The 16,338-nt window shown below is 59.3% G+C and carries 15 protein-coding genes; 13 read left to right on the forward strand and 2 right to left on the reverse strand.

The genetic code is table 11. The annotated features are described in order from the left end of the window. Positions 1 to 126: 126 nt before the first annotated feature. The gene (locus XCSCFBP4642_RS28755; protein WP_327192032.1) at positions 127 to 282 is read left to right on the forward strand and encodes a helix-turn-helix domain-containing protein; all 156 of its coding nucleotides are present in this window, start codon (positions 127 to 129) and stop codon (positions 280 to 282) included. Here the strand turns inward: XCSCFBP4642_RS28755 and XCSCFBP4642_RS0116475 are convergent. Then, complete coding sequence (locus XCSCFBP4642_RS0116475) at positions 277 to 1,065, reverse strand: Hpt domain-containing response regulator (RefSeq protein ID WP_160170384.1); 789 nt, start codon at positions 1,063 to 1,065, stop codon at positions 277 to 279. The two genes, XCSCFBP4642_RS28755 and XCSCFBP4642_RS0116475, sit on opposite strands and share 6 nt — an antisense overlap. A gap of 48 nt (positions 1,066 to 1,113) precedes the next feature. Continuing rightward, complete coding sequence (locus XCSCFBP4642_RS27370) at positions 1,114 to 3,747, reverse strand: sensor histidine kinase (RefSeq protein ID WP_152527291.1); 2,634 nt, start codon at positions 3,745 to 3,747, stop codon at positions 1,114 to 1,116. A 284-nt stretch (positions 3,748 to 4,031) separates the two neighbouring features. Between XCSCFBP4642_RS27370 and XCSCFBP4642_RS30835 the strand changes: the two genes are divergently transcribed. The 12 genes from XCSCFBP4642_RS30835 to XCSCFBP4642_RS0116525 all read left to right on the forward strand — a co-directional run bounded on the left by XCSCFBP4642_RS30835 (position 4,032) and on the right by XCSCFBP4642_RS0116525 (position 16,317). Continuing rightward, complete coding sequence (locus XCSCFBP4642_RS30835; RefSeq protein WP_425480199.1) at positions 4,032 to 4,187, forward strand: fimbria/pilus periplasmic chaperone; 156 nt, start codon at positions 4,032 to 4,034, stop codon at positions 4,185 to 4,187. Continuing rightward, a complete protein-coding gene (locus XCSCFBP4642_RS27380; RefSeq protein ID WP_235048234.1) occupies positions 4,165 to 4,506 on the forward strand; it encodes a fimbrial biogenesis chaperone in 342 nt (113 codons plus the stop codon). The genes XCSCFBP4642_RS30835 and XCSCFBP4642_RS27380 overlap by 23 nt, the downstream gene beginning before the upstream one ends. A 141-nt stretch (positions 4,507 to 4,647) precedes the next feature. After that, entirely contained in the window at positions 4,648 to 4,839 is a 192-nt protein-coding gene (locus tag XCSCFBP4642_RS30840; RefSeq protein WP_425480200.1) for a FimD/PapC N-terminal domain-containing protein, read from the forward strand. Positions 4,840 to 5,307: 468 nt separating this feature from the next. Then, positions 5,308 to 6,831 carry a metallophosphoesterase gene (locus tag XCSCFBP4642_RS25095; protein ID WP_200859705.1) on the forward strand — a complete coding sequence of 508 codons (1,524 nt, stop codon included), beginning with the start codon at positions 5,308 to 5,310 and terminating at the stop codon, positions 6,829 to 6,831. A gap of 353 nt (positions 6,832 to 7,184) precedes the next feature. Further along, positions 7,185 to 7,514: an STAS domain-containing protein gene (locus tag XCSCFBP4642_RS0116490; protein WP_029220756.1), complete on the forward strand. Its 330-nt coding sequence runs from the start codon at positions 7,185 to 7,187 to the stop codon at positions 7,512 to 7,514. Between the two features lie 18 nt (positions 7,515 to 7,532). Next, complete coding sequence (locus tag XCSCFBP4642_RS0116495; protein WP_029220757.1) at positions 7,533 to 9,536, forward strand: chemotaxis protein CheA; 2,004 nt, start codon at positions 7,533 to 7,535, stop codon at positions 9,534 to 9,536. A 91-nt stretch (positions 9,537 to 9,627) separates the two neighbouring features. After that, positions 9,628 to 11,781, forward strand: coding sequence for a methyl-accepting chemotaxis protein (locus XCSCFBP4642_RS0116500; protein WP_029220758.1), 2,154 nt, complete (start codon positions 9,628 to 9,630; stop codon positions 11,779 to 11,781). An 11-nt stretch (positions 11,782 to 11,792) separates the two neighbouring features. Beyond that, on the forward strand, positions 11,793 to 12,308 hold the full coding sequence (locus XCSCFBP4642_RS0116505; protein ID WP_029220759.1) for a chemotaxis protein CheW: 516 nt from the start codon (positions 11,793 to 11,795) through the stop codon (positions 12,306 to 12,308). Positions 12,309 to 12,333: 25 nt separating this feature from the next. Next, on the forward strand, positions 12,334 to 13,617 hold the full coding sequence (locus XCSCFBP4642_RS0116510) for an EAL domain-containing response regulator (protein WP_029220760.1): 1,284 nt from the start codon (positions 12,334 to 12,336) through the stop codon (positions 13,615 to 13,617). A 3-nt stretch (positions 13,618 to 13,620) separates the two neighbouring features. Continuing rightward, positions 13,621 to 14,427, forward strand: a complete 807-nt coding sequence (locus tag XCSCFBP4642_RS0116515) for a CheR family methyltransferase (RefSeq protein WP_029220761.1) — start codon at positions 13,621 to 13,623, stop codon at positions 14,425 to 14,427. After that, complete coding sequence (locus tag XCSCFBP4642_RS0116520; RefSeq protein WP_029220762.1) at positions 14,424 to 15,557, forward strand: protein-glutamate methylesterase/protein-glutamine glutaminase; 1,134 nt, start codon at positions 14,424 to 14,426, stop codon at positions 15,555 to 15,557. Before XCSCFBP4642_RS0116515 ends, XCSCFBP4642_RS0116520 begins: the two co-directional genes overlap by 4 nt. Positions 15,558 to 15,993: 436 nt before the next feature. Further along, complete coding sequence (locus XCSCFBP4642_RS0116525; RefSeq protein WP_029220763.1) at positions 15,994 to 16,317, forward strand: hypothetical protein; 324 nt, start codon at positions 15,994 to 15,996, stop codon at positions 16,315 to 16,317. Positions 16,318 to 16,338 lie beyond the last annotated feature (21 nt).

A 16,338-nucleotide genomic window follows, 5' to 3' on the forward strand; every position in this document is an offset into this window, starting at 1 on the left:
TGCCCATCTCCCACCTGCGTTGTATTCACGTGGGACCATTGTCCAACCGACTCGTCGCAAATCCTGCAACTGCCGGCTGAGCGATGGGGCTAATCAGGTTCACCTAAGGAATCATCAGTTGCCTGCATGACTGCCGACGGCCTTACGATTGCTGAAATAGCAGAAAGGCTTCATCGGAGCCCTAAAACTATTAGTAATCAAAAAATCGCAGCGATGCGAAAACTCGGCGCCAGAAATGACGTTGAGCTTGCTGCCCTGATGCAAAAATTAAACCAGTCATGAAACTCTCCCCCTTATTAACTGCTTTTCCACTTCCACAATCAGGCGATTGCAGGCTTCAACGATCCCCGCACTCGCAATGGAATTTTGCAGGAGCTTAGTTTGATCGGCCAAGCTGCCTAGGCCCAACGCCATCAAGGCCCCTTGCAGGCGATGCAGGCGCTTGCGTAGGAGAGCCATATCTCGATCGCACAATGACTTCTCAATCTGACGCCGTTCATCGCTCCACATAGAAAGGAATGCGCCGTGCATTTGCATATGGATATCACCTTTAACCTTCATCCCACGAAGGATCCGGCGTAAATCATTGAGCTGAACAGGCTTTTGCAGGTAGTCCGAGAATCGATGGGCACCCGCATGTATTTCAGCCACGGCAGATGCAGTCGTAGCAACCACCATCAGCGCCGGATTGGCTTCACGCAACATATGAAGCAGCCCAATACCATCGATCTGCGGCATACCCAAATCAGTAATGACCAACTCAGCTTGACGCTGATGCCAAAACTCCAACGCCTCGTGCCCATCAATCGCAATACGTACGTCGCGGCACCCCAATGCCGACAACTGACTCTTAATCAAAGATCTGTTTACCAGGTCGTCCTCTGCAACGAGGATTGGCCCATCGAATTCCGGCGGCACTTCTTGCTCAACCGACGTCCCCCCATCCTGAGTAGCAGTCGGGTTTAGAGTCCGGGGTTGATGATATCGCTGTTGGCCAGGTGCTGGGCATAGGCCGTCGGCGTNAAGGAAGCCAATGATCTGTTCTTCGGAAAAACGCTTCTTCACGTCCAATCTCCTCGGGGTAGGGAATTGGACTCCAAACTAAGGCGCTACTCAAACTTGGGGGGACGTCGCAACGAGCTCTTTGATATCCAGACGAATTCTGGCTCCCGACAATTCCTGAAGCGCATCCAGCAAACTTCTTCGTCCAAGTGACGTCACTTCCACGCGTTGTCCGAAACGATTGGGCATAAACGGACCGCGCGCGCTCACAACCACTGTGCCAAGTAAGGGAGCGGGCGCGGAAGAAGCATCCACCTCGGCAAGTACAAGCAAATGCGGTATGTTGTTGCTTGGTGCTTCCATCTCAGACAGCACTGACGCCCCCCATCGCTCCAGACGTCTCGTAAGCGCATCCTTCCATTCGGGAATCGCGCAGCGCAAGTCCACATTGAGATTGGATAAAGGCAACGGTGTGGCTCTCGCCACTTGGTTTGGATCTTTCTTAAAAGGAATCTCTACGCTAAAACGGCTTCCAGCACCGGGCTCACTGAGTACGCTGATACGCCCATCCATCAGCTCCGTTAGCTTGCGACACAAGAACAGCCCCAGCCCCGTGCCGCCGTAACGATGAGTAATGCTTTCGTCGGCCTGCGTCAACGGATTGAATATAGACGACTGCACAGCATGCGATATGCCGATGCCGGTGTCAGCGACCTCAAAGCGTGCCCAAACAACATTATCGTCCTGCGACAAACAGCGCGCAGTCAGGGTGATCTCTCCATTATCAGTGAACTTGGCTGCATTGCCAAGCAAATTCTGCAATATCTGTGCTAAACGCTGCGCATCTCCTTGAACAATCATGTCTAAATCAGGCTCAGTGACGCAGTAAAAACCAACTCGCTTTTGCAATATAGCGGCACAAAAGTTACGCGCACAACTTTCAACTATATCATTTGGTATCATTTTCGTAGGGTATATATGAAGTGCGTTCGCCTCCAGCTTGGCTTGATCGAGGAGATCGTTGACCAAACCGAGCAGCGAGTCGAACGAGCACTTAATCATTTCAACCCATTCACGTTGTTGATAGTCCAGATCGCTAACACAAAGCAACTCCAGATGCCCTATTGCCCCATGTAGAGGCGTACGAATCTCATGACTTGCAATCGCTAAAAACATTGACTTAGCGCGATTTGCCCGGTCAGCAGCCTCTCTGGCTTGAATCAAAATTCTTTCACTTTCCTTTCTTTCATTAAGGTCTATCATTCCATAGATAATGACATCCAGACCCTTGAACCGCGACGGACAGGACACGACGCCTATATAGCTAGAATTGCCATTACCCATATCCCACTCAACTTCAGTAATGGAATTTATCGTCCCAGATTCTATGTCGCGAAGGCGAGTAAAATCCTCATAAAATCTCACGTCTTGCTCGTCACTTGTTAACCCCAACATCTTCTTGGCCACGTCATTATGCAGAACGATTTCCTGTGTTTGATGTGAATAAACTCCAATTCCGATAGGCAGTGTATCCACAATTGCCTTACCAAAATTTTGCGACTCAAGAACATGCCCTGCACTATCCAGTAATGGTCGTGCAACATAGAGTTCAAGATACAGAACTACGAGCCATAGAAACGCTAGAATTATAATGCAGGCCGCGGCTCCAAGCATAAAATCCAACCGAAGGCCACGAAAAATATCCCCCCAAGTATATACACTGACCGCCACCCACTCCGGACCGGATATACGCTGAGTTATAATAAAAACCCCGTTAACAAATTCAAATTTCTGCGCATTTTCCGCCTTATTCAAGAAAGCCCTGGCACCATTCAATCGCTCGATTAAGAACTGATCTCGCGACGAAAGCGGCCGGACATGCATATAAGTTCGAACATTCTTGCTGAATAAGAAAAATCCGGGCACACGCGTGTGCTCGACAAATAGTTGACTGAACTGACTATCTGGAACAGCCAGCGACATGGTCAGAAAACGCGTCCCATATCTATACATCGGAACGACCAATCTCGACATAAAGCATCGACTGTAGCGACAGTCAGCCGGCATCCATATAGGCGTCTGATTATTGGCCAAACCGCCGGGCGACCTGGCCACCCCTTTTTCCGCGAGCGCAATACGTTCATTCACATAATTACGTACGGACCCGCGCCGCATATTATTTATTACAGCTTCAGGCGGCAGTGGTGACGAGGCAAAAAAATCGCCATTTTTGGAATAAAAATATCCATACAAACTCACGCCGACATTTTCATTGACTGATAAAATCGTAGACCAATCACGCAAAATCCGAAGATTCTCCGCGAGTATTGCCTGATCTTTGGGCTGATAGAGTTCGGTAGCGAGCAGGAACGGAGTCTTGGTAAGACCCACATCTGTAACCGTTACGCCGTTACCGGCTGCAAGTGCTTTAGCGTATTTCTGGGCCGGAACAACGTCGCCATCTCGGATGGCATAAGTATTCATATAGAGATTTGCAGACTGCTTGATCGTCTCAGAAAACTTCACGACTTGCTCCTGTATGCGCTCTCTATCGTTAGCAAATTGCAGGGAACGACGGTCGTGATATTTCCTGATTGCCGCTTCTTCAAAAGAAATGGCAATTATAAAAATAGCAATCGACAACGCGGAAATAGACAGATAGAGAACTCTGCGATAATGCCGCCTTGTTCTCTTTAATAATTTTATCGGCAAACGCCCTCTCCCAGTCATTAACCAAGCCGTCACATTTACACAGGATGCCGCGGCCTTGACAAGGGTCTATGCACCTACTCCTGCACACATTAGGCGACCACCCATAGCCAAATGGGGCGTAGCCCATAGCCGCTTCATTGGCCACAACCGACTCTTTCTTGGAGCAATTGCCGGCGGCATCAGCGTAGGCGGCACACGAATCGTTTATCCCGCCGAGGCTAAGCTGCAAAGTGTCTCAGTCAGCAACACATCTTCCGATGCTACTTTTCTCGTGCTATGGTAGATAGAGGATACGGATAGAAAAAAGTCATAACTTCATAGTAACCCCGCCACTATATAGTGCTGGACCTAGCAACGAGAATACCGTGCATTTGATGTACGTCGGGCCACAGCCTGCTGCTGATCGCGAGAAAATTTACTATCTCAATGCAAAAGCTATTCCCTCAGTGGATGAAAAGTCTGCAGTCACATAACATGCTACTGATCGCTACCGTGACTCGCCTGAAACTATTCCTTCATTCGCGCTGCTTGAAACCCCCAATTGACCAAGCGCCGGATCAGTTGACATTCAGCCAGCACAATAGTCAACTAATCATCAAGAATCCAACACCTTATTATCTAACTCTCTGCGGTCTGCAGGCGGGCTCCAACACGCTAACGAACGTAACGGTTTCACCGTTTGATCAGGTTACCGAGACGATCAGCAATGCAGGAATCTCATCGATTAGTTATCGCACCATTAATGATTTTGGCGGCACCACTCCCCAGATCATTAAGACCATAACCCGCTAGCAGTATTATGAAAGCGTTCTCGCGACCAATCAGGAGCATTTTTTTCTATTTATGGCAACAATTTCGTTTACTTGCTCCGCAGACGATGAATTATGGTTTAACCCGTCATTCATCTCAAACGATCCCAAAGCGGTGGCAGACATGTCACGTTTCCAGCACGCTGGTCTGCAGGCTCCAGGTACTTATCAGGTCGATGTATGGCTGAATCAGAGGCATATCGATACCCGGGGAGTACGCCTCATCGCTCTGCCAGTGGATACGCCCGAACACAATAGTGCCGCAACGTTAAATACCTCATGCAAGCCAGATTCAGCACGCGCAGGTATCGCATAGGGTTTAAAGACTAACGGAGACATTTACATGAACCACGATAGTGCCGGCTGCCTTTCCGATGACCCTACGCCGCATCCGTTGACTTTTTGCATTTAGGCGGGCGTGAATGACGCTTATGAAATTCCTCATGCAGGAGCATGGGTAACGCAGTAAGAGAGCACCTTGAACGGCAAAGCGCGAATCGCCGTTGAGTAAGCTATTGAATCGCTCAGCGCAAAATCCCAAAAGGTCGCCATAACGGCGGATGTGGACTGTGCTCCATCGTTGTGATCTTTGCGCCGTTTCCGGCGCGTTCCCGGAGATTTACCCGGATTACAGGCGTACCGTCACCCACGAAGGCATCAACTTATTCCACTTTGGGTGTGCTCCCACCGTGCGACCTGCTTCAATTCGCGCTTCTTCATGGTCTGGCGCTTCCTATTCGCCGCTAGTCCCAATTGATGTATAATTATTAATGGAAATAAATATATGATTGACTACAAGTATCTTGCTGTCCCATTTTTGTTGCTCTCTGCATCCTGTTATGCGCAATCCTTGTCCGTGAATCGGAATATTGATTCCTTGCAAGCGAAGAGCGCGGGGGGATTGAATGCTTTTGATGACCGGTCCACCGATGTGAACATCGTCAACAATATCGTGGCTCCGATGAGCGACTTGATTTTTGTCGATAAAGGAATTAATAGCGGCTGGGACAGCGGCATATGGAAGAGCACCCCACCTATGACTATTTTGTTTCCATATGGCACAGGGAAAATGGGTACCACCTCGAATGCTTGGCTTCACGGAGCCGGGGGGTGGGTTAAATACAAGGTAAAGAATGATGGCACTATTCTAACGTTCAGCTGGGTTAATCCATACAAAGGAAGTAATGGTTATCATACCTCAGAGAGCAATGACGGCCTGTATTCCATCACGAGGAACGGCGGTAGCGGGAATAACGCTTCTGTCACCTTTTCCGTGAAAAGAAACGCGGTACCGCGACTCTTGAATTATTCCGCCGTCATCATGTCTGATCCTCAGCCGTGGAGATTAGGTGGACCGGGGGATCCCAACTCAGATAGTCAAAATGGCTCGTCGTGGCGGGATATAAATCATAAAACCTTTAATTCCATTTTATCACTTCCCAATGTTGAATTCGCCATTGTCAACGGCGACCTGACTGAGTATGGGAGGAAGAAGCAGTATGATGATTATTCAACGATATACCATTCATCAAGCATATTTATTACTGAGGGACTGGGAAATCATGACTATGCTAATAATGTTGGAAGTTGCATGGCTCTGGGGTATGGTGTCAGTGAAAACGGTTGTGCTTTGAGCGCAGTGGAAAGGGAATACGATGCCATCCAAAACATTAAAAATAACATAGCTGAAATGCATGGCTCGGCTTTCAGTGCCGATGTATCTGAAACCACAGCTGTCGTAGGGGAAATGGTCGAGCAGACCTATAAGGGCAGCCTTGCGTACTCGTGGGATGTAGGTAATATCCATTATATTCAGCTTCAAAATTTCCCAACTTACGCGGTGAATATGTCTTCGCCGGGGCATGCAGATGCCGAGATAAGAAGCTCACTGGAGTGGCTCTCAACTGACCTGGAAAGGGCAGACCTGCGGGGAAAGGCGACGGTTATCAACTTCCATGATGCCCGGCCTGCAAGTGACGATGGCGACTCAGCCTTCTTGAAGTCAGATAACCGGGCTGCGCTATCGAAATTCAAATCCATGATTACATCGCACAATGTCAAGGCCATTTTTGTCGGACATACCCATCAGCAGAATTACTGCCGCGCCAACGACGATGCAGTCTTTGGCAGTATCCCTGTATACACTTCGGGCGCGCTGTTTAATGGTGATTACTATGTGATCGATGTAAAGGGGGGCAGCATCAATGTTAAGGCCTATAACGGTGCTTCGGGACGACCTGTTGTAGTGAAGGATTTGGGCATTGTCGGAAGTGCCGCGCCGCAGTGGCCCACATGCAGTAACCTATAGTTGGCCCGGTTCACATCGCTTTACCGTCAACAACTGCTCCGTCGCATCGCTTCCGCGCATCCGATGGACTCGTCATCCGCCAGCTAACTTTATCGCCAATTAAATCCATTAGCAGCGGGCTGGGACATTCGCTTCCTGAGCCCGCTTGCGGAAAGCTGAACAGTTAATGCTCAGGCGGTGACGTGCTTCGCAAATCCGTCATCGCGCTGAATTTTGCCTAAATATTTCGATCGGGCGCCGATACCTGCATAGACCGGCATGTCCGGCGTGCGCACATCGCCCACGCTGACCACGCCACAGCGACCTTCCCCGCGTTACCGCGCACGCTGCGCACCGCATCGCTTGAGGCACCCATGACCACCCTATCGTCCGATTTCCCCGCGCCGTTGACGCTTGCCCTGGAAGGCGAGATGACCATTCGCCGCGCTGCCGAACTCAAGCCGTTGCTGCAGCCGGCACTGGCGCACCCGGGCGGGTTGCATCTGGACCTGGGCGCGGTCAGCGAGATCGACACCACCGGGCTGCAGTTGCTGCTGGCCACCAAACAGGCGATCCAGGCCGATGGCCGGCCGTTTTCGCTCACCGATTCCAGCCGCGCCGTGGTCGATGTGATCGAACTGCTTGGCCTGCTCGAAGCCTTGTATCCGCATGCGGTTGCAAGCCTCGACGCATGCATTCACTAACGGACCGGTGACGCGCGCATGGACATGAACCAGCTGATGCAGACCTTCCTGGCCGAAAGCCGGGATCTGCTCGAGGACATGGAACGCCATCTGCTCGAAGCCGAGCGTGGCGAATCCTCGCCGGATGCGGTCAACGCGATCTTCCGCGGCGCGCATACCATCAAGGGCTCGGGCGGCCTGTTCGATCTGCCGCAGTTGGTGGGCTTTACCCACGTGGTGGAGAGCGTGCTGGACCTGGTGCGCGATGAGGCGCTCACGTTGAGTTCGGAACTGATCGCGCTGCTGCTGGTGTGCTGCGACCATATCCATGCCCTGGTGGAAACTGCGGCCGACCCCGGCCATGCCGATGCGGCGGCGCTGGCCGCCGAAGCCGAACCGCTGCTGGCGCAATTGCAGACATACCTGCAAGGCAGCGGCTGTGGCGTCACCGCGACCGTCGCGCAACACGGTACACCGGAAAAACAGAGCGGATACTGGCGCATCGACCTGACGCTGTTCGCCGATGCGCTGCGCTTCGGCAATTCCCCGCTCAAGCTGATCCGCAACCTGCGCAGCCTGGGCTCGGTGGAATCGATCAGCACCGACTACAGCCAGCTGCCCGCCTTCGAAGAGCTCGATCCGGAGGCCAGCTATCTCGGCTTCCAGATCCTGCTGCGCAGCGATGCCGATCGCGCCGCCATCGACGACGTGTTCGAGTTCGTGCGCGACGATTGCGCGCTGGCGATCACCGCCGTGCCGGCCCCGACTGACGCGGCGGCCGTGTTGGTCAGCGCGCCGGGGGCGCCTGCACCGGCCAGCGCACTCGCCGCGGTACCGGCCGCCACGCCGCCGCGCGCAGCAACCGATGCCGGCGCACGCGGCGGCGCCGACGCGCGCTCGATCCGCGTGGATGCCGACAAGCTCGATCGCATGATCGACTTGGTGGGCGAACTCATCATTGCCGTGGCCAGCACCAATGCCAACGCGCAGCGCAGCGGCGATGCGCAGTTGCTGGAATCGGCATCGATCCTGGCCGGGCTGGTGGAAGAGGTGCGCGAAAGCGCGCTGCAGCTGCGCATGGTCAAGATCGGTGGCACCTTCAGCCGCTTCCAGCGCGTGGTGCACGATGTGGCACGCGAACTGGGCAAGGACATCGCCCTGGTGGTCGCCGGCGAAGACACCGAGCTGGACAAATCGGTGGTGGAAAAGATCGGCGACCCGCTCACCCATCTGGTGCGCAACGCGATGGACCACGGCATCGAACCGGCCGAGGTGCGCGTGGCGCGCGGCAAGCCCGCGCGCGGCACCGTGGGGCTGAACGCCTATCACGACTCCGGCAGCATCGTCATCCAGATCACCGACGATGGTGGCGGCCTGAATCGCGACAAGATCCTGGCCAAGGCGCTGGAACGCGGCCTGGTCGAACCCGGCCGCCAGCTCAGCGACCGCGAGGTGTTCGCCATGATCTTCGAGCCGGGCTTTTCCACTGCCGAAAAGGTCACCAACCTGTCCGGCCGCGGCGTCGGCATGGACGTGGTCAAGCGCAACATCACCGCGCTGCGCGGCACGGTCGAGATCGACAGCACCGCCGGGCTGGGCACCACCATTTCGGTGCGCCTGCCGCTGACGCTGGCGATCATCAATGGCTTCCAGGTCGGCGTCGGCAAGTCGGTGTTCGTGGTACCGCTAGATATGGTGGAAGAGTGCGTGGAGTTCACGCCCGACTACGCCAGCGACTACATCGATCTGCGCGGCCGGGTACTGCCGTATGTGCGCCTGCGCGAGTTGTTCGCGCTCGGCGGCAAGACGCCGGCGCGCGAAAGCATCGTGGTGATCCGCCAGGGTGCGCAGCGTTTCGGCCTGGTCGTGGATACCTTGCTGGGCGAATGGCAGACCGTGATCAAGCCGTTGTCCAAGGTGTTCGCCCAGGTCAAGGGCATCAGTGGCTCGAGCATCCTGGGCAGCGGCGATGTCGCGCTGATCCTGGATGTGCCCAGCCTGGTCCAGCAGTTGCATCCGCAGCAGGACGCGCTGGCCGCCTGAGCCCCGCGCTACCACTGCAAAAACGCCGGCGTCATCGTTCGCCAACCGCATCGTCCGTTTCGTTGTTCCCTGACCCCAGGAAGCTACCGCCATGTCACACCGTCTTCCGATCGCTACGCAGTTGTGGTTTACCGCCGCGCTTGCCGTTGCCCTGCCCGTCCTCGTGATCGTCGCCGGCTTCGCGCTGACGCTCTCGCACGCCGCCCTGCTGGCTGCCAGCGTGGCGGCGGCAGTGCTCAGCGGCGTGCTGCTGGCCTGGGCCATCCGGCTCGCCAACGGCTCGCTGGAACTGGCCACCAGCTCGCTGGATGCGTTCTCGCGCGGCAACTTCGATGTGGCCCTGCCGCAACTGCGCGACGAGCAGGCCGGCGACGTGCTGCGCGGCCTGCACAAGGTGCAGAGCGGCATCCGCCACGTCAACGAAGAGATCAACCGCGTCTCACGCGAGCACGATGCCGGGCAGATCGATGCGCGCATCGACGTGGCGCGTTTCGATGGCGACTTCCGCACCCTGGGCGATGGCATCAACCACATGGTTGCCAGCCATATCGCGGTGAACAAGCAGGCCATGGCCTGCGTGGCCGAGTTCGGCCGCGGCAACTTCGGCGCCGAGCTGGACCGTCTGCCGGGCCAGAAGGCCTTCATCAACGAGGTGGTGGACCAGATCCGCGGCAACCTCACCGGCATGGTTGCCGAGGTCAACCGCATGTCGGCCGAGCACGATGCCGGCGATATCGACGTGGTCATCGACCCCCAGCGCTTCACCGGCGATTTCCGCCGCATGGCCGAAGGCATCAATGCGATGGTGGCCGGCCACATCGCGGTCAAGAAGCAGGCCATCGCCTGCGTGGGCGAGTTCGGCCGCGGCAACTTCACCGCGCAGCTGCCGCTGCTGCCGGGCAAGAAGCGCTTCATCAACGAGATCATCGACCAGGTGCGCGGCAACCTCACCGGCTTGATCGGCGAGATCAACCACATGTCGGCCGAGCACGAAGCCGGCGATATCGACGTGGTGATCGACAGCGGCCGCTTCGATGGCGACTTCCGCAGCATGGCGCTGGGTATCAACCAGATGGTGGGTGCGCATATCGCGGTGAAGAAACTGGCGATGGGCGTGATGGCCGAATTCGGCCGCGGCAACTTCGATGCACCGCTGGCGCAGCTGCCTGGCAAGAAGGCCTTCATCAACGAGACCGTGGAGCGCGCGCGCGGCAATCTGCGCAGCATCTCCGAGGTGATCCAGGTGATGGGCGCCATGGCCGAAGGCGACCTCACCCATACCGTGGAAGGCCGCTACGAAGGCGCCTTCGCCGACATGCAGCGCTACGTCAACACCACCATGAACCGCCTCACCGAGATCGTCGACGAGGTCAACCGCAATGCCGAGAACCTGGCCAGCGCCTCCGAAGAAGTCAGCGCCACCGCGCAGGCGCTGGCCCAGGCGGCCAGCGAACAGGCGGCCGGCGTGGAAGAGACCAGCGCCTCGCTGGAGCAGATGACCGCCTCCATCGCACAGAACACCGAGAACGCGCGCGTCACCGACAGCATGGCCGCCAAGGCCGCCAGCGAAGCGGCCGACGGCGGCGACACCGTGCGCGCCACCGTGGTGGCGATGAAGGACATCGCCAAGAAGATCGGCATCATCGACGACATCGCCTACCAGACCAACCTGCTGGCGCTCAACGCCGCCATCGAGGCCGCGCGCGCCGGCGAGCATGGCAAGGGCTTTGCAGTGGTGGCTGCGGAAGTGCGCAAACTGGCCGAACGCAGCCAGATCGCCGCGCAGGAAATCGGCGAGGTGGCCGGCTCCAGCGTGGAGCTGGCCGAAAGCGCCGGCCGCGTGCTGGGCGAGATGGTGCCCTCGATCCGCCGTACCTCCGACCTGGTGCAGGAGATCGCCGCCGCCTCCGAAGAACAGACTGCCGGCGTCAGCCAGATCAACACTGCCGTGGGCCAGTTGAACCAGACCACGCAGTCGGCCGCGGCCAATGCCGAAGAACTGGCCGCCACCTCGGAAGAGATGAGCGCGCAGGCCGAACAGCTGCAGCACTTGATGGGCTTCTTCCGGCTGCGCAATGGCGGGCGCGGCGCAAGCCAGACCAGCCGGCCGGGCCCGCGCCGGGTGGTGCAGGCCAGCCAGGCCACGACCCTCCACGCACCGGCGCGGCGCACCAACGTGCGCCAGATCGGCGCGGCGGCCGCGACCGCCGATGCCATCGACGAATCGCAGTTCGCCAGTTTCTGAAGGAGCCGACGATGCAACCGCATAGCAGCACAGTCACCGGCACGCCATCGTCCACGGCGCCGCAGCAATACCTGACCTTTTCGTTGGGCAAGGAAATGTTCGGCCTGGGCATTCTCGGCATCAAGGAAATCATCGAATACCGCGTGCCCACCGATGTACCGATGATGCCACCGGCCCTGCGCGGGGTGATCAACCTGCGCGGGACGGTGGTGCCGGTGGTGGACCTGCAGCAGCGCGTCGGCCGCAGTGCCAGCGCGATCACCAAGCGCAGCTGCATCGTGATCGTGGAAATCGTCCATGGCGACGGGCAGCAGGTGCTTGGCCTGCTGGTGGATGCGGTCAGCGAGGTCCTGGAGATCGCAGCCGAAGACATCGTCCAAACACCCAGCTTCGGCGCCGGCGTTGCGCGCGACTTCATTCATGCCATGGGCAAGGTTGGCGAGCGCTTCGTGATCCTGCTCGATGCCGATGCCGTACTGGGCCAGGACGCGCTGGACCAGCTCCCCGCCGCCGCGCTAGCGGCCTGACCCTCGGATGCTCGCCAGGATTCCCATGCGCCCTGTTCTTCTCTCCTGCAACTGTACGCTGGCCGGCCCGGTGCTGGTCGTCGACGACAGCGTGGTCCAGCGCGAACACGCCATGGCGTTGTGTCGCCAGCTCGGCGCCAACGCGGTCGATGGCGCCGCCGACGGTCACGCCGCACTGGACTGGTTGAGCCGCGCCAGTGCGCCGTCGCTGCTGCTGCTCGACCTGGAAATGCCCGGCATGGACGGCGTGCAGCTGCTCGATGCGCTCGCGCGCGGCCAATACACCGTGCCGGTGGTGGTGGTCTCGCAACGCGGCGGTGCGCTGATCGATGCGGTGATGCAACTCAGCCGCAGCGCCGGGGTGCGCGTGCTGGGCGGCATCGAAAAGCCGATGAACCTGCCGGACCTGGCCGCCGTGCTGGAATGCGAACCGGCCCCCAACAGCGCCGCGCCTGCCGCGCGGTCGGCGGCGATCTCGCCGCTGATGTCCAGCGGCGGCGCCGCCGCCTCGCGCCTGGACCGCGCCATGCGCCGCGGCGAGATCCGCGTGGCGTATCAGCCCAAGCTCGACCTGAAGGACAGCCGGTTGCGCGGCGTGGAAGCGTTGGCGCGCTGGCGCCGCCCGCAGGGCGACATGATCGGGCCTGACCGCTTCATCCCGCTGGCCGAACGCGAAGGGCTGATCCACGCCCTGACCCAGCAGGTGATCGACAAGGCCATCGCGCAATTGGTCAACTGGCGCGCCGAAGGCTTCGAGCTGAGCCTGGCATTGAACCTGTCGCCCCGCTTGCTGGGTGAAGAAGATTTTCTCGAGCAACTGTGCGCCAAGTTGAGCGACAACAGCCTGAGCCCGGCCGACCTGGTGCTGGAACTCACCGAGAGCGCCATCGTGGAGCCGGCCAATGCGCTGAGCATGCTGGCGCGCCTGCGCCTGCATGGGTTTGGGCTGTCCATCGACGACTACGGCACCGGTTTCTCGTCGCTGCAGCGCCTGGCCAGCATTCCATTCACTGAACTCAAGCTGGACCGCAGCTTCGTGCAGGCCGCCCATCGCAGCCGCAGCCAGCGCACCGTGCTCGAATCCACGCTGGAGCTGGCGCATCGGCTGGAGCTGTCCGCGGTGGCCGAAGGCGTGGAAACCCCGGACGACTGGCGCCTGCTGCGCGAGCTGGGCTGCGATCTGGCGCAGGGCTATCTGATGGGTTCGCCGATGCCCGGGCCGATGCTCTCGGACTGGTGGCGCGAACATGCCGTGCGCATCGCGCGCCTGAGCGAAGGCTCCTTCTCCGCCGATGCGGACGTGGCCTGAACCATGAGTACCGCCACTGCCATCACCGAACAGGAGTTCGGCCGCTTCCAGCGCTTCATCTTCGAAGCGGCCGGCATCAGCATCTCTTCCGGCAAGAAGGCCATGCTGTGCGGCCGCCTGGGCAAGCGTCTGCGCGAACATCAGTTCGACAGCTACACGCAGTACCTGCAGCTGCTGGAAGGCCGCCAGGACCGCGCCGAGATCCAGACCGCGATCGATCTGCTGACCACCAACGAAACCTATTTCTTCCGCGAGCCCAAGCATTTCGAGCTGCTGCGCAAACTGGCCGGCGAGCACCGCGGCGGGTTGCCGTTCCGGTGCTGGAGCGCTGCAAGCTCCAGCGGCGAAGAGGCCTACAGCATGGCGATGGTGCTGGACGACAGCCTGCAGGGGCGCCCGTTCGACGTGGTAGGTACCGACATCAGCACCCGCGTGCTGGCCAAGGCACGCACCGGGCACTACGCGCTGCAGCGCATCGACGGCATTCCGCACCCCTATCTCAAGCGCTATTGCCTGCGCGGCCAGGGCGAGTACGCCGGCACCTTGCTGGTGGAGCGGCGCCTGCGCGAGCGCGTGCAGTTCGTGCATGCCAACCTCAACACCGCGCTGCCGTCACTGGGCAGCTTCGATGCGATCTTCCTGCGCAATGTCATGATCTATTTCAACGGTCAGACCAAGCGCGAAGTGATCCTGCGCGTGCTCGCCAACCTGAAGTCGGGCGGATACTTCTGCATCGGCCACTCTGAAAGCCTGAGCGAACTCGACATCGATCTGGTCCAGGTGGCACCCTCGATCTTCCGCAAGGCATGACCCAAGGATCCGCCGTGCCGACAGCGTTCAACCGCCACGCCGCCAATCCCGTCCCCCACACCATCAAGGCGATGGTGGTCGACGACTCGGCGGTCGTCCGCCAGGTCCTGGTGGGCGTGCTCAACGATGCGCAGGGCATCGAGGTGATTGCCACCGCCGCCGACCCGTTGCTGGCGATCGAGAAGATGCGCCAGCAGTGGCCGGACGTGATCGTGCTGGATGTGGAAATGCCGCGCATGGATGGCATTACCTTCCTGCGCAAGATCATGAGCGAGCGCCCCACCCCGGTGGTGATCTGCTCCACGCTTACCGAAAAAGGCGCGCGTGTGACCATGGATGCGCTGGCCGCCGGTGCGGTGGCGGTGGTGACCAAGCCACGGCTGGGGCTCAAGCAATTCCTCACCGATTCGGCCGATGAGCTGGTGGCCACCGTGCGCAGCGCCGCGCGCGCCAACGTCAAGCGGCTGGCCGCACGCGTCAGCGCCGCGCCGCTGGAAGCCGAGGTCAAGCACACCGCCGATGTGATCCTCCCCGCGCAAAGCGGCCGTGCGCTGGCGCAGACCACCGAGCGCATCGTGGCCATCGGCACCTCCACCGGCGGCACGCAGGCGCTGGAAGAAGTGCTCACCGCGCTGCCGCGCGTGTGCCCGGGCATCGTCATCGTGCAGCACATGCCGGAGAAATTCACCGCCGCCTTCGCAGCGCGCCTCAATGGCCTGTGCCAGATCGCTGTCAAGGAGGCCGCCAACAACGACCGCGTCATGCCCGGCCGTGCGCTGATCGCGCCCGGAGGCAAGCACTTGCTGCTGCGGCGCAGCGGCGCGCAGTACTTCGTGGAAGTGATGGAAGGCCCGCCGGTCAACCGGCACCGTCCGTCGGTGGACGTGCTGTTCCGCTCGGCCGCGCGCGCGGCCGGCAGCAACGCGCTGGGCATCATCATGACCGGCATGGGCGACGACGGTGCCGCCGGCCTGCTGGAAATGCGCCAGGCCGGCGCACGGACGGTGGCGCAGGACGAACACACCAGCATCGTGTTCGGCATGCCCAAGGAAGCGATCAAGCGCGGCGGTGCCGACCGCATCCTGCCGCTGGGCGCGATGGCGCGCGAGATCGTCACGCAGTTGCAGTAGGCAGCGCGCGTCATTCGTCATGACCCGACTGCCGGCGTTGCCGGCAGCCCGGTATCCGGTATCCGGTCGCCAAGCACGACGCCCGACTGCAGACAGCCTGCGCTGCAGTCGCCTCGGGTGCCCGCGGCTCCAGGCGGCATTGCGTATCGCGATTGACTCTTGGACACGACTGCATTGGCAGCACGCTGGTACGGCGCCGTTCCAGACGTCATCGCCAGTACTGCTGACGTGACGCCACCCGCCGTGACGCCTACCACGTCTGCAGGCATCCGCTGCACGGCGATCTCCCCGGGCATGCATGACCCTGAGGCGCCCGCACCCTTGGTCGCCTGACCCTAAAGATCCATCGCCGCTGCCGCTATCGGTCTTGAAGACCCAGCATTGCGCGGGTCACCCGATGCGGCGCTGAGCGTCGTCCCGGGACAGGAGGTGCAGCATGGCGACACGCGCTCTCACCGACAGCCTGTTCATCGATCCGGTCAGCGTCGACTCGGTGTTCGTCGACCCCGTCATCGACGCAGGCGCCTATCTCCACTGCGCTGTCGCGACAGTGCCGCCGGCCTGCGCTACCGAAGAAGAACGTTTCCGGCCGCAGCACCTGCAGCAGGCGCTGGCCATGCAGGATCCGCAATCACAGCCAAGCCTCCGCCCCGAGTGGGTGCAGGCACGCGCTGCCTTGCTCGCGATGGGGAATCAGCAAGGCGGTGAAACCACCGCGCCGGAATCGCCCGACAGCTCACCGCGCGCCCGCCTGCACTGACAGTGGCCGGCGCCACCGACG

It is taken from the genome of Xanthomonas cassavae CFBP 4642 (assembly GCF_000454545.1).
Taxonomy (GTDB): domain Bacteria; phylum Pseudomonadota; class Gammaproteobacteria; order Xanthomonadales; family Xanthomonadaceae; genus Xanthomonas; species Xanthomonas cassavae.

What these genes read in the sequence shown, in the direction of transcription:
- XCSCFBP4642_RS28755 (WP_327192032.1), top strand. Translation starts at nt 127, where the DNA reads ATGACTGCCGACGGCCTTACGATTGCTGAAATAGCAGAAAGGCTTCAT.
- XCSCFBP4642_RS27380 (WP_235048234.1), top strand. Translation starts at nt 4,165, where the DNA reads ATGAAAAGTCTGCAGTCACATAACATGCTACTGATCGCTACCGTGACT.
- XCSCFBP4642_RS30840 (WP_425480200.1), top strand. Translation starts at nt 4,648, where the DNA reads ATGTCACGTTTCCAGCACGCTGGTCTGCAGGCTCCAGGTACTTATCAG.
- XCSCFBP4642_RS25095 (WP_200859705.1), top strand. Translation starts at nt 5,308, where the DNA reads ATGATTGACTACAAGTATCTTGCTGTCCCATTTTTGTTGCTCTCTGCA.
- XCSCFBP4642_RS0116490 (WP_029220756.1), top strand. Translation starts at nt 7,185, where the DNA reads ATGACCACCCTATCGTCCGATTTCCCCGCGCCGTTGACGCTTGCCCTG.
- XCSCFBP4642_RS0116495 (WP_029220757.1), top strand. Translation starts at nt 7,533, where the DNA reads ATGGACATGAACCAGCTGATGCAGACCTTCCTGGCCGAAAGCCGGGAT.
- XCSCFBP4642_RS0116500 (WP_029220758.1), top strand. Translation starts at nt 9,628, where the DNA reads ATGTCACACCGTCTTCCGATCGCTACGCAGTTGTGGTTTACCGCCGCG.
- XCSCFBP4642_RS0116505 (WP_029220759.1), top strand. Translation starts at nt 11,793, where the DNA reads ATGCAACCGCATAGCAGCACAGTCACCGGCACGCCATCGTCCACGGCG.
- XCSCFBP4642_RS0116510 (WP_029220760.1), top strand. Translation starts at nt 12,334, where the DNA reads ATGCGCCCTGTTCTTCTCTCCTGCAACTGTACGCTGGCCGGCCCGGTG.
- XCSCFBP4642_RS0116515 (WP_029220761.1), top strand. Translation starts at nt 13,621, where the DNA reads ATGAGTACCGCCACTGCCATCACCGAACAGGAGTTCGGCCGCTTCCAG.
- XCSCFBP4642_RS0116520 (WP_029220762.1), top strand. Translation starts at nt 14,424, where the DNA reads ATGACCCAAGGATCCGCCGTGCCGACAGCGTTCAACCGCCACGCCGCC.
- XCSCFBP4642_RS0116525 (WP_029220763.1), top strand. Translation starts at nt 15,994, where the DNA reads ATGGCGACACGCGCTCTCACCGACAGCCTGTTCATCGATCCGGTCAGC.